Here is a 12,604-nt window from a genome sequence, read left to right on the forward strand (position 1 = left end):
AATTATTCGTTTCAGCTTTTTTAGGCTTTTTTATTAAATCACACTGTACAGATTTTCTTTTTATGGGGATATTACCTTTTAGATACCCTCAACATTCAGTATCATAATGCGGTAAATAATGATTAAGGGGAATGTCAGATGCTGTGGTTTAAAAATATTTTGGTCTATCGCTTAAATAAAGAGATAGCACTGTCAATGGATGAGTTAGAACAACAGCTTGCTTCATTGGCATTCACACCTTGCAGTAGCCAAGATATGACCAAAACAGGTTGGGTTTCACCCATGGGGGATCGTGGTGAAGCACTTATTCATGTTGCAGGCAAACAAGTGATAATCTGTGCACGGAAAGAAGACAAAATTCTACCTGCTACCGTGATCAAACATGCCTTACAAGATAAAGTTGAAAAACTTGAAGGTGAGCAAGGTCGTAAACTGAAAAAAACAGAAAAAGCGACCTTAAAAGATGAAGTTGTTCATACTCTGCTTCCTCGTGCATTTAGTAAATTTTCACAAACATTTATTTGGTTAGATTTAGAAAAACAACTCGTTATTGTTGATTCAGGCAGTGCCAAACGTGCCGAAGACAATTTAGCATTGTTACGTAAAACCTTAGGTTCATTACCCGTCGTTCCACTGAATTTTAATGAATCTGTTGAATTAAAAATGACAGAATGGGTGCGCTCTGGAGAACTTCCAGCAGGTTTCACGTTGATGGATGAGGCAGAGCTAAAAGCGGTACTCGATGAAGGTGGCGTTATTCGTTGTAAGAAGCAAGAATTAGTTTCTGACGAAATTGCGACACATATTGAAGCAGGTAAGTTTGTCACCAAACTTTCTGTGGATTGGGAAGATCGCCTTCAGTTTATGCTTTGTGATGATGGTTCTATCAAACGCATTAAATTTAGTGAAACCTTACGTGAGCAAAATGATGATATTGATAAAGCCGATTTTGCCCAACGTTTTGATGCCGATTTCGTTTTAATGACGGGTGAATTAAGCGCTTTAATTGAACGAGTCATTGAAGTGTTAGGTGGCGAAGCCGAATAATAATATCTTCTTAAGAAAACAGCCTATCATTCACGATGTATAGGCTGTTTTTTTTATCTAATAAAAATAAAATTTATTTTTGAATTAAATAACGGATAGTTGGACCATCTTGTTGAATATCCAACACGGTATAACCGTAGTTTTTTGCATCAAGTGGGATATTGTTGATTGATTGAGGGCAATCACTCACTACTTCTAATATCTCGCCTTTTTTCAGTGATGGCATCGCTTCAAGCGTTGCTACTGCAGGGTAAGGACAAGGCTCACCGACCATATCTAGACGATAATCAGGAACAATGGTGTCTTTCTGACTCATGCGATTTCCTTATTAACTTGTGTTGAAATAGCGTTTTGTTGTTGTGCTTTTTTACGGAAAAAGTGTTTTTCCCACCAAAGTAATAATGCAAATGACAAGCCAAGCATCAGATACGTCACACCCAATCCCCCCACGGGGCCAAAGGTATCCAGTAAATTAATCTTGTCATAATCTGTTGCAATCACAGAGGCAAAGTCATCCCAATAATAAGCCAGTAATGTTGAACCGATTACATTACCCAATCCAACCCACCAAAAGTGAATTTGCCCTTCAACGGCACGATACATCCAGCCCGTTTCACACCCACCAGCAAGAACAATACCGAAACCGAAAAGTAAACCCCCAATAACAGCATTCGGACCCGCCCACATAATTTTGGGTGCAGCACCTAATTGGACATAACTGAAGATCCCAATGGCACTCACCGCCATACCGATGATAATCGCTTTTGCCATATGGGTTCTGCCTGTGATCCATAAATCACGAAAAGCAGAAGTAAAACAGATTTGCGCACGTTCAATTAAAATACCAAAACCAATACCGCCTAGCATGGCAAAACCCAGCTTTGGTGAATCAAAAAGAATAATTAAAGACCACGCAATCATGGCAAAAAAGATAACCATGCCCAATCTAAAACGACGCTTTGCACGTTGTTTATCTTGAGTAATTGGTGAGGCTTGGCTGACTTTTTGCAATTTGACGGGAATGCGGAATAGAGGCATTAACGACAATTTAGCACCAAAATAGGATCCTATCGCCGTTGCAACGGCAAAGAACCAAGCATGCAAAGAGAATTGAGGAATACCGGTAAAGAAAGCAGCAAGGTTACACCCCATTGCTAGACGAGCACCAAAACCAGCGATGATGCCACCTAGAACGGCTTGAAGAATGCGAATTTTATGTTGAGGGTGACGAAGTTTGACGTTGTTGGCCCAAAGAGCAGCCATAATACAACCGCCAAACATTCCGATAATCATCACACCATCAATACGCGTTAATGGCGTACCTTCAAGACCGATGATTTTAAAGTAACCCCATTCTTCAGGGTGAGCGCCAAACCATTGCATCACGTGGCCACCCCAGCGAGTAAACTCACCCGTGACAGCCCAAAAAGTGCCGGTTAAACCAAAATAATAAGTTGATAAGATACCTGCCGCAATAACGGCTGGAAGAGGCTTCCAAAAGCGGATCAAGTACTGGGATTTAAATTCTGACCAAGACATGTTTTTTCCTAGAGCTTACCTCTACGAGAGACACTCTCCACGCAGTAGGATTGGGCGAACATGTTACTCCGATAATTTTTTTATCAAAGAGTCAGTATCCAGATAAATGAAGGAAATTTGCGTTATAACAAATTTTTTGTAACAACGAGGAAACTTCCCCCACTTATAAATCGTCTGATCATGCAATCTATAAGTGGGAAAGAAATCATTAGCAAATACGAGGTAGTGGTTCGTTATAAGGTAAGTCAAGAATACGGCTAGTTCCGAAAATTCCTGTTAATCGAATATAATTATCTTCAGTAACTTCACCAATAGTACAAGCATCTTTACCTAAAGTATGTTGATGTAACGCTTCAAGTACTTGAGCTTCAGCTTCTGGTGATACCACTAAAACAATTTTGCCTTCGTTAGCAAAATTCAGTGCCTCAAGCCCTAATAATTCACAAACGCCACGAACAGATTGTTTCATTGGCAATTTACTTTCATGTACATTCATGCCACAACCACTGGCTTGAGCAAATTCATGTAAAATGGCTGTCACTCCGCCTCGTGTTGCATCACGTAATGCACGAATACCCTTAATTTGGCGTAAAGGCGCAATCATTGGCTCAAGAACAGCACAGTCACTTTGTAGATCGGCTTCTAACCCTAAATTTTCACGAAGATTCAAGATTGTTGCACCGTGATCGCCAATAGTACCGCTCACTAAGATCTTATCACCCGCTTTAATATTACTGGCAGCCCAATTAATTGCTGTTGGAATAACCCCAATACCCGCAGTATTGATAAAGATCTTATCCGCAGCACCACGAGGAACCACTTTCGTATCCCCTGTCACAATTTGTATTCCTGCTTGTGCTGCTGCTTTCGCCATCGCCATGACAAGGGTTTCGAGGGTTTCAAACGCAAGCCCTTCTTCAAGAATAAAACCACATGAAAGATAACGAGGCACCGCACCACCAACAGAAAGATCGTTAGCCGTACCGCAAACTGATAATTTACCAATATTTCCACCAGGGAAAATAATGGGATCGATGACATAGCTGTCTGTACTAAATGCAAGACGATCACCAAGCGTTGTTAACTCATTTAATGTGATCCGCGCTTGATCTTCTTTTTCATTTAATAATGGATTATCGAACGCTTTTAAAAATAGGCCTTCGATAAGTTGTTGCATTCCTTGCCCACCATTTCCTTGGGCTAAGGTGATTTCATCAGGTTGTTTCATATATTACCTTCACGGCGATACTGATAATAAGCCGCACATGCACCTTCTGATGATACCATCAAGGCACCCAATGCCGTTTCTGGTGTACAGCTTTTACCAAAGAGTGGGCAATCAGAAGGTTTGCATCGTCCAGTTAATACATCCCCACAGCGAGATTGTGGATTATCGGCAACTTTCTGCGGTGCGGGAGTAAAACGTAATTCAGCATCAAATTCAGAATAAGCGGGTGTTAATTGAATACCTGACATTGGGATTTCACCCAGTCCACGCCATTCACTGGTTTCTTTTAACATAAACACTTCACTCAGTGCTTTTTGAGCCAACTTATTACCTTCATTCGGGACAATGCGACTATATTGATTTTCAATACTTAAAATATAATCTGCATTTTCTGCTTTTGCTTTAAGCTGTTTAATGACCATCAGTATAGCTTGTAATAGGTCTAATGGTTCAAACCCTGTCACCACAAAAGGCTTTTCAAATTCATCACATAGTGGTTGATATGGCTTACAACCAATCACCATACTCACATGCCCTGGTGCAATAAACCCGTCAATACGCACATCATCTTGCTCTAGTAAGCAGCGTAAAGTTGGCACAATAGTAATATGCTGGCAAAACAGAGAGAAGTTTTTAAGCCCGCGCAATTTGGCTTGTTGTAGCGTCATTGCCGTACTTGGCATTGTCGTTTCAAAACCTAAACCAAAAAAGACAACTTGCTTATCTGGATTATCTTGTGCAATTTTGAGTGAATCAAGTGGTGAATAGACAATACGAATATCATTGCCACGACGACGTGCATCAAGCATTGAGCCATGACGACCCGGTACTCTCATGGCATCACCAAAAGTACAGAAAATCACGTCAGGGCGAGCTGCAATTTCTAAACAGGCATCAATTCGCCCCATCGGTAATACACAAACAGGACAACCCGGTCCATGAACAAATTCAATTTCGTCGGGTAATAAGCGGTCTAGCCCAAATTTAAAAATGGCATGTGTATGCCCACCACAGACTTCCATAATTTGTAATGGACGCTCAATAGGATGAGGCCATTGTGAAATAGTTTCACGGATTTGGGCGAGTAAGGCTTTCGCAAGTTCGGGATCACGAAATTCATCAACGTACTGCATCATCAGCCTCTTCTAGGGTCACACCATAAACATGCTGTAATGCATCAAGGGTATCTTGTGCTTCTTGCTCATCAAGAATACTCATCGCAAATCCCACATGAATAAGTACCCATTTACCTAATAATTCACGCGGTTCGCCTTCACATACCATCGAAATATTAACAGCACGTTTTACACCACTGACTTCGGCATAAGCAAGTTGGTGGACGTCTTCGCCCACCTCAACAATCTTAGCTGGAACACCTAAGCACATAAACGACTCTCCAGCCAAGTTAACCACTCTTCCATGCCTTCACCTGTTGTTGCAGATAACGCAATGATTTCGATATTGGGATTAACACGGCGAGCAGATTCAATGCAGGCTTGAACATCAATATTCAGATGTGGGACTAAATCCATTTTGTTGATAATCATTAAATCAGCCGCAGCAAACATATGCGGGTATTTCAGGGGTTTATCTTCACCTTCCGTGACAGAAAGAATAGCCACTTTATGCTTTTCACCCAGATCAAAACTTGCAGGGCAGACTAAGTTTCCTACGTTTTCAATAAAGAGAACGCTGTTATCTTGTAAGCCTAATTGGTGTGTCGCATCATGCACCATTTGTGCATCAAGGTGACAGCCTTTACCTGTATTCACTTGGATCGCCGGCACACCTGTTTCGCGGATACGATCCGCATCATTAGTGGTTTGCTGATCGCCTTCGATCACCGCGCAAGGCACTCGTTGCGCTAACTGTTTTAATGTCTGTGTTAATAGCGTCGTTTTACCAGAACCAGGACTTGAAACTAAATTCAATGCCAATACATTTTGTTGTTCAAAATGTTCACGGTTATGGATAGCAATGCGGTTATTTTTATCCAACACATCCATTTCAATTTTCAGCATACGCTTTTGGCTAATACCTGGAGCATGTGTTCCAGCCTCACCTTGGCCATAGTGCATATTCTGATTTTCAATCACTGGGCTAAATTGCTCTTCGTGCTCATGATCGTGATTGTGATCGTGGTTATGAGAATGTGAATGCTCATGGCTATGATCGTGACTATGAGCATGGTCGTGACTATGAGCATGGTCGTGACTATGAGCATGGTCGTGATCATGTGAATGATGATCGCCATGTCCATGATGATGTTCATGGAATACTGGGGTTTCGTTTAGCTGTGTATCGTTATGAAAATGAAGATGGACATCACCACTGTTATGATAATAGTGGTGATGAACGATGATAGGCTGACCATGTGTTTCGTAGTTATGCTTATGCTTTTGTTCAGACTTATCAATGTATTTATGAACAGTATTCGCTGGAGTAGCATTGTGTTCATGATGATGATCATGCCCATGATGGCCGTGATCATGATGATGACCGTGGTCGTGATGATCATGGTCATGAGAGTGATGATGGTGGTGCTCATGTGAATGAGGCTCTACGCCTTCAATTCTGACATTGCCTTCGCCACAACCGCAAGTGCTACACATATTCTGACTCCTGTACTATTCAATAAGAAGAATGTGACTCTGTGTCGCGTAAAATTTCTACACTATGATCTTAACTGACCACGGAAGAGAGAACGACGACTTAAATCAACTTCTGCTACGGATTGTGTCTGAACAGGAAGAGAAAGAGCCATTTTCACACTATTTTCAACTAACTCCACAGCATGTTCCGCTGTTAAATGTCTATCAAGTGGCGACATTAATGAACAAGCAAGGTACTGCATGCCACCTGCAAGCTCACCCACAACGAATTTAATCTGACCACAAGGTAATTCTAACCCAATGCGATCCCCGACTTTTCGATGTGGCCATTCTTGCGAAGGTCCAGGAAAGACAACAAGTTCTAACATCCAAGGAGTAAGAACAGCACCAATCCACTGATTTTCAAATAAGGTAAAACCGCCCGCTTTGACAGGAACACCTTCGCGATAAAAAGGAAGCCCTTTCATCTCTTTATCAGCAATTTCACTAAAACGTGTTTCAAGTTGCTCAACAGGCGGTTCTTCGTATCCCAGGATATCCCAGCTTAATTCACTCATGCTGTTACCTCTTTAGGTGTGACAGAAATGCCATATTCACGCAAAATATTCACGACATGTTCTAGTGCAATTTCCATTGATTTCTCACCGATGTCAGACAGCGACATACTTGGCTCTAATGATGCTGGCTCAATTCCGACTAAAATCAGTTTACGAGGGAATTCATCTGTCATACGCAGTGCCATTAACACATCAGATAAGCCTAGCTGATGAGGTGAGATCTTTTGTGTAAAGAGTGCGGGAACATCATCATCATGTAATATAAAAATACTGCCTGGCTCATGATTGCTTCTTACTGCATCAATAACAATCAGGAGATCTCTTGCAGCGATATCTTGCAAAATTTCCATCCCTGATGTGCCGCCATCAATAACATCGACGTTCTCTGGTAAAGAGAAGCGCTCTTCGAGCGCTTCTACTGTACGAACACCAATGCCTTCATCGCTTAGTAATAAATTACCAATACCTAAGACGAGAGTTCGCATTATAATACCTTCACCTTACTTAGTTCTTTACCTGTTAAATCAACCATATGCACAGCACATGCCATACATGGGTCAAAGGAGTGGATCGTTCTTACCACTTCTAATGGTTTTTTCGGATCAGCAACAGGTGTACCCACAAGTGATAACTCATAAGGACCCGGTTCATCATTAAAGTTACGAGGTCCCGCATTCCATGTTGATGGAACAACGGCCTGATAGTTAGTGATTTTACCGTCTTTAAACACGATCCAGTGAGATAACATACCGCGAGAGGCTTCTTCAAAACCAACACCACGATACTCTTTACCCGGTTCAAATTCTGGTTTAATAAAGGAAGTCGTATCGCCTCGTCCAATATTATCAACCAATGATTTCCATAAGAAATTCAGAGAATCTTGTAATACGCAAGCATGAACAGTACGTCCAATAATACGTCCCCAAGTTGACTCTAACTGCTCATTAACCAGTGTTTCACCTGTTAATTTAGTATAGATTTCATTAACTTCATTATAGTGCTTAACAGTACCTTCATGCTTACCTGCTAAACCACATACTAACCACGCTAATGTACCGACTTCGACAGGTTTACCATAGAATGTTGGTGATTTAACCCATGAGTATTTATTGTTTTCATCCCACCCCGTGTATTTAGGGCGAGTTAAACCTTCCCATGGTTTTAAGGGTTCATCATCTTCATACCATGCGTGCTTACCACTTTCTTCGATACCGTCTTTTAGATTCTGATCTTTCCAGTCTTTAATGGGGCGATATGTAGAGAAATCGATTCCCTCCATATAGCCACCAGAAAGTAAGAACTCTGTGTTATTACCATTAATGGGTAACTCAGGTACTGACAGATAGTAGTTAGCGCCTTTACCGATTTTTAACCATTCTGGGTAATATGCAGCAAAAATAGCAGTATCGACTTTATAAACTTGTTCAATAAAATCACCAAGATTATCGATAAAGTGCTTCACATACATTAAACGTTCTAAGTTAAGAACACTTGGTGCATCAAGATTAATTGGGTTAGCAACGCCCCCCACAGCCAAGTTTTGAATGTGAGGTGTTTTACCACCAAGAACAGCAACGATACGGTTAGCATCACGCTGACATTCAAGCGCTTGCAGATAGTGAGCAACAGCAATCAGGTTCACTTCTGGTGGCAATTTCATGGCGGAGTGACCCCAGTAGCCATTAGCAAAAATACCTAATTGTCCGCTATCGACTAAACCTTGAATTTTCTTCTGAACTTTTCTGAATTCTTCCGCAGAGTTTAATTGCCATTTAGAAACCCCTTTCAGCATCGCGGATGCTTTTTCAGGATCTGCTTGCAATGCAGAAGTAATATCAACCCAGTCCATCGCAGAAAGCTGATAGAAATGAACGATATGGTCATGAAGAATATGAGAAGCTAAAATAATGTTACGGATATACTGCGCATTGACAGGGATATCCATACCTAAAGCATCTTCAACAGCACGTACTGAGGCAATCGCGTGAACGGTCGTACAAACACCACAGATACGTTGCACGATAATCCATGCATCACGAGGATCGCTTCCTTTTAGGATCTCCTCCATTCCGCGCCACATGGTACCGGAAGACCAAGCCTTAACAACTTTTCCGTTATCAATTTCACAATCGACGCGTAAATGCCCTTCAATACGGGTAATAGGATCAATAGTAATGCGTTGGCTCATGATTTAACCTCAGCCTTTTTTAATTGTATATTTGAATCTGTTTGTGCAGGTAAAACCGGCAATAAACGGATAATAAGAATGTAAGCAGTTACTTCAAATGCAACGAAACCAATAGAAATCAGCAATTCACTTGCTGTTGGGAAATAGTGGTAACCATTACCTGGATTGTAAGCAACTAAAGAGTAGTTCATACGCCACATTGCTGCGCCAATTAAGATAAATACAGCACAAACAAACAGCATTCTTGGACTACGGCGGTTATTATTTAAATGCATCAAAATAAGAGGAAGTAATAATAATGCACTTTCAGCAATGAATAACCACGAGAACATATCCCCATTTCCGATATAACTCAGTTTACCGTTCCAAATAATTTCACCCCAACGACATACCAAGAATGCAATCAGTAACACTTCGATCACTTTAGTTAATTTGGTAAATAGCGGTGTTTCATCATCATTCATCGTACGACTTGCTTTTAGCAAAGAGCCTTCAAAAATAACGATGGTGAAACCAAGGAGAAAGGCGGTTAACAGAGAAAACAGCGGTAACATCTCATAAGATTGCCACAGTGGATGTACTTTCCAACCTGCTGAAATCATTAATGATCCCATTGAAGATTGGTGCATGGTTGGCAGTAAAGCACCAAGACCAATAATAAAGAACATCGCTTTATTAAGACGTTTCAACGACACTTTCCAACCTAAACGCTCTAATAACGCAGGTAAGAATTCTAATGCCATCACCATAATATAGATGGTCATACAGGTCGCTGTTTCAAATAACACTGAGTTAACGTTAAAGTATTGCGGCATAAAGAAGTGAGGCATGTTCCAATAACGACCAATATCAATAGCAATGGATAAACCACCTAATGAATAGCCGAACAAGCTCGCTAATAATGCAGGGCGTACTAATGGGTGAAACTCCCCTTTATTAAAGACATAAACAGCCCATGCAAGTGCCCAACCGCCACATGCAAAGCCTGTTCCTATCAATAAGTCAAAGGCAATCCAAATACCCCAAGGATATCCCCCATTCAGATCAGAGACATCGCCCAGACCAAATACCAAACGCTTACCAATAAGAATAAAACCGAGCACAGCAAGCGGTAAAAATACTCTTACTGCTAGAGTAAATAACTTACCGCCAAGTGGACGAGGATCATGACTCGACATCGTTATCCTCCTTGTGGTGTTCCTGCTCTTGTTTTTTACTATTACGGTTAACCAAATAGGTGATCCCTGCAAGGGCTGCTATTGGTAATACCATGCCTTTGTAAAGCGTATGCTGAATATGTTCAGAACGTGCACCCGTTGATAATGGCGCCACGTCTGGCATTCCTAAATTGTCAAAAGGAACAGCAGAAAGTACCATGACTTGCGTACCGCCACCTTCGAACTCACCATAGATATGATCTTGATATTCAGGAATTTTATGAAGATAAGTATCGCCACCACTAATGGTTTGACGTGGATAATGATATTCTTCACCCGCTTTTTTCGCTAAACGACGTTTTGCTTCTTCAAGCAACTCTTCGCGTGTACCGAAAATAACAGCACCAGTAGGACAAACTTCAACACAGCCTGGTAATAAGCCTTTATCTAAGCGCTCAACACCTTTTTGGTTACAAAGCTCACATTTATAAAGCTTACCAAAGGGATCGTCATAATCGTATTTTGGAATGTTATAAGGGCATCCCACCATACAGTAACGACAACCTGTACAGATATCCGCGTGATAATGGACAATACCGGTTTTTGGATCTTTGGTTAACGCAGAAACAGGACAAACAGAAACGCAGTTTGCATCCACACAATGCATACATTGTTTCTTAATAAAGGCATAACCGTTTTCCAGTTGGTCTTTATTTTCGCCAGTACCATCACGCCAAATTTGAATAATGTTATTTGTGTAAGGACTTAATTTGTCATTGTTTGACCAAATCGGATCACCATTCGCGTAAGTATCACCACGCTCCATTGGCTCCGGGTGATTAATTTCCTGACATTTTGTGACACATGCTTGACAGCCTACACACAGTGTAGAGTCGTAGAGCATACCGAGAGACCCAGGAATTGGGGGACGGTTCTGCGCCGCAGCATGACTCGCAGTGGGCGCCATTCCCGCAAGGAGAACCCCACCTGATGCCAGCTTAAAGAAATGACGCCTATTCACCGTTTATCCTCCTGTGAGGCTCCTGTGGCATTCTTGTCACGGCCTAATTGACGCACAGCCATCACACTGACACCCGCAACCGCCCCCACAACAGCACCCAGTAAGCCAGCAGCCCCATAAGAGACTCCACCACCTTCTTTTGCATTAACATCTGGTACTTGCGCTTTTGGTGTTGGCTGATAAACATTCGCTAATTGGAAAATACCTTTCGTAAAGCCGATACCTTCCTCGTTACAACCATAGCAAGGGTGACCGATACCCACAGGCCAGATCCCACCACCAACATCGCAGAATTCTAATGTTGGGCAGTTACCATAAGTTTCAGGGCCTTTACAGCCTAAATGATATAAACACCAGCCTTGACGATGACCTTCATCACCAAATTCTTTAGCAAAACGACCCGCATCAAAATGAGGACGACGTTCACAGTTTTCGTGAATTAAGCGCTCATAAGCAAAAAGCGGTCTGTTTTTGCTATCTAACTTAGGTAATTTATTGAAAGTAATAATGTGTGCAACAGTTGCTAAGAAGTTATGTGGGTTTGGCGGACACCCTGGAATATTGATAACGGTTTTACCCGGTAAAATAGCTTCCAGTGATTTAGCGCCTGTTGGGTTGCCTCCAGTAGCAGGTACCCCACCCCATGCAGAACATGAACCAATAGCAATAATCGCAGCAGCGCCTTCAGCGGCTTCTTTGATATGCTCAAGAATTGGCTTTCCTGCAACCATACAGTAAACACCGCCGTCTTTGTCTGGGATCGAACCGTCAACAACGAGGACGTACTTACCTTTATATTTCTCCATTGCATTGTGTTTATTTTCTTCAGCTTGTTCACCAAAAGCTGAGGAAAGCACTTCGTGATATTCGAGTGCGATAACATCAAGAACGAGGTTTTCCAGAGTCGGGTGAGTTGCGCGTAATAAAGACTCCGTACACCCAGTACATTCCTGAGCACCAATCCAAATAACAGGTGGACGTTCAGGTGATGCCATTGCTTCTGACATTTCTGCGGCAGCTTTGCCGCTTAATCCCATGGTAGCTGACAACGCAGCACACAATTTCATAAAATCGCGTCGGTTAATACCATGATGGGAAAAAACATTATTCCCCAAGGCCATATATCTCTCCTGATATGATGATTTTTTAATTGGAATAATTTAAAACACCGCCTTTTTAACACTCCGACACAATAATGACTTGATCATTATCAAGCGATAATCCATTAAAAAAGAAATTATTCCTTTATGTGAGT

General features: G+C 41.6%; 13 protein-coding genes. 1 reads left to right on the top strand and 12 read right to left on the bottom strand.

Translation table 11 applies throughout. The features are described from left to right. Positions 1-138 precede the first annotated feature (138 nt). Positions 139-1,047 carry a recombination-associated protein RdgC gene (rdgC, locus tag BHE89_RS22375; protein ID WP_069368618.1) on the top strand — a complete coding sequence of 303 codons (909 nt, stop codon included), beginning with the start codon at positions 139-141 and terminating at the stop codon, positions 1,045-1,047. A gap of 73 nt (positions 1,048-1,120) precedes the next feature. On the opposite strand, the gene yedF is transcribed toward rdgC, so the two are convergent. The 12 genes from yedF to hybO all read right to left on the bottom strand — a co-directional run bounded on the left by yedF (position 1,121) and on the right by hybO (position 12,470). Then, a complete protein-coding gene (gene yedF / locus BHE89_RS22380; RefSeq protein WP_069368619.1) occupies positions 1,121-1,363 on the bottom strand; it encodes a sulfurtransferase-like selenium metabolism protein YedF in 243 nt (80 codons plus the stop codon). Then, positions 1,360-2,586: a selenium metabolism membrane protein YedE/FdhT gene (gene yedE / locus BHE89_RS22385; RefSeq protein WP_069368620.1), complete on the bottom strand. Its 1,227-nt coding sequence runs from the start codon at positions 2,584-2,586 to the stop codon at positions 1,360-1,362. The genes yedF and yedE overlap by 4 nt, the downstream gene beginning before the upstream one ends. A gap of 208 nt (positions 2,587-2,794) precedes the next feature. After that, positions 2,795-3,814, bottom strand: a complete 1,020-nt coding sequence (gene hypE, locus BHE89_RS22390) for a hydrogenase expression/formation protein HypE (RefSeq protein WP_069368621.1) — start codon at positions 3,812-3,814, stop codon at positions 2,795-2,797. Next, positions 3,811-4,947 (bottom strand): hydrogenase formation protein HypD, encoded by a 1,137-nt coding sequence (gene hypD / locus BHE89_RS22395; protein ID WP_069368622.1) that lies wholly within the window; start codon positions 4,945-4,947, stop codon positions 3,811-3,813. Before hypD ends, hypE begins: the two co-directional genes overlap by 4 nt. Further along, positions 4,934-5,200 carry a hydrogenase maturation factor HybG gene (gene hybG / locus BHE89_RS22400; protein ID WP_069368623.1) on the bottom strand — a complete coding sequence of 89 codons (267 nt, stop codon included), beginning with the start codon at positions 5,198-5,200 and terminating at the stop codon, positions 4,934-4,936. The genes hypD and hybG overlap by 14 nt, the downstream gene beginning before the upstream one ends. Further along, a complete protein-coding gene (gene hypB, locus BHE89_RS22405; protein WP_069368624.1) occupies positions 5,191-6,426 on the bottom strand; it encodes a hydrogenase nickel incorporation protein HypB in 1,236 nt (411 codons plus the stop codon). Before hypB ends, hybG begins: the two co-directional genes overlap by 10 nt. A gap of 62 nt (positions 6,427-6,488) precedes the next feature. Further along, the gene (gene hybE / locus BHE89_RS22410; RefSeq protein WP_069368625.1) at positions 6,489-6,983 is read right to left on the bottom strand and encodes a hydrogenase-2 assembly chaperone; all 495 of its coding nucleotides are present in this window, start codon (positions 6,981-6,983) and stop codon (positions 6,489-6,491) included. After that, the gene (locus tag BHE89_RS22415; RefSeq protein WP_069368626.1) at positions 6,980-7,468 is read right to left on the bottom strand and encodes a HyaD/HybD family hydrogenase maturation endopeptidase; all 489 of its coding nucleotides are present in this window, start codon (positions 7,466-7,468) and stop codon (positions 6,980-6,982) included. Before BHE89_RS22415 ends, hybE begins: the two co-directional genes overlap by 4 nt. Continuing rightward, entirely contained in the window at positions 7,468-9,171 is a 1,704-nt protein-coding gene (gene hybC / locus BHE89_RS22420) for a hydrogenase 2 large subunit (RefSeq protein ID WP_069368627.1), read from the bottom strand. Before hybC ends, BHE89_RS22415 begins: the two co-directional genes overlap by 1 nt. Then, positions 9,168-10,349 (bottom strand): Ni/Fe-hydrogenase cytochrome b subunit, encoded by a 1,182-nt coding sequence (gene hybB / locus BHE89_RS22425; protein ID WP_069368628.1) that lies wholly within the window; start codon positions 10,347-10,349, stop codon positions 9,168-9,170. The genes hybC and hybB overlap by 4 nt, the downstream gene beginning before the upstream one ends. Continuing rightward, on the bottom strand, positions 10,336-11,349 hold the full coding sequence (gene hybA, locus BHE89_RS22430) for a hydrogenase 2 operon protein HybA (RefSeq protein ID WP_069368629.1): 1,014 nt from the start codon (positions 11,347-11,349) through the stop codon (positions 10,336-10,338). The genes hybB and hybA overlap by 14 nt, the downstream gene beginning before the upstream one ends. Further along, positions 11,346-12,470: a hydrogenase 2 small subunit gene (hybO, locus tag BHE89_RS22435; protein ID WP_069368630.1), complete on the bottom strand. Its 1,125-nt coding sequence runs from the start codon at positions 12,468-12,470 to the stop codon at positions 11,346-11,348. The genes hybA and hybO overlap by 4 nt, the downstream gene beginning before the upstream one ends. Positions 12,471-12,604 lie beyond the last annotated feature (134 nt).

The sequence above is a fragment of the Shigella sp. FC1967 genome (assembly GCF_001743005.1).
Taxonomy (GTDB): Bacteria; Pseudomonadota; Gammaproteobacteria; order Enterobacterales; family Enterobacteriaceae; genus Proteus.

Coding starts and splice junctions, on each gene's coding strand:
- hypB (WP_069368624.1), bottom strand. CDS start 6,426: ATGTGTAGCACTTGCGGTTGTGGCGAAGGCAATGTCAGAATTGAAGGC.
- hypD (WP_069368622.1), bottom strand. CDS start 4,947: ATGCAGTACGTTGATGAATTTCGTGATCCCGAACTTGCGAAAGCCTTA.
- hybB (WP_069368628.1), bottom strand. CDS start 10,349: ATGTCGAGTCATGATCCTCGTCCACTTGGCGGTAAGTTATTTACTCTA.
- hypE (WP_069368621.1), bottom strand. CDS start 3,814: ATGAAACAACCTGATGAAATCACCTTAGCCCAAGGAAATGGTGGGCAA.
- rdgC (WP_069368618.1), top strand. CDS start 139: ATGCTGTGGTTTAAAAATATTTTGGTCTATCGCTTAAATAAAGAGATA.
- hybG (WP_069368623.1), bottom strand. CDS start 5,200: ATGTGCTTAGGTGTTCCAGCTAAGATTGTTGAGGTGGGCGAAGACGTC.
- hybO (WP_069368630.1), bottom strand. CDS start 12,470: ATGGCCTTGGGGAATAATGTTTTTTCCCATCATGGTATTAACCGACGC.
- hybE (WP_069368625.1), bottom strand. CDS start 6,983: ATGAGTGAATTAAGCTGGGATATCCTGGGATACGAAGAACCGCCTGTT.
- yedE (WP_069368620.1), bottom strand. CDS start 2,586: ATGTCTTGGTCAGAATTTAAATCCCAGTACTTGATCCGCTTTTGGAAG.
- yedF (WP_069368619.1), bottom strand. CDS start 1,363: ATGAGTCAGAAAGACACCATTGTTCCTGATTATCGTCTAGATATGGTC.
- BHE89_RS22415 (WP_069368626.1), bottom strand. CDS start 7,468: ATGCGAACTCTCGTCTTAGGTATTGGTAATTTATTACTAAGCGATGAA.
- hybC (WP_069368627.1), bottom strand. CDS start 9,171: ATGAGCCAACGCATTACTATTGATCCTATTACCCGTATTGAAGGGCAT.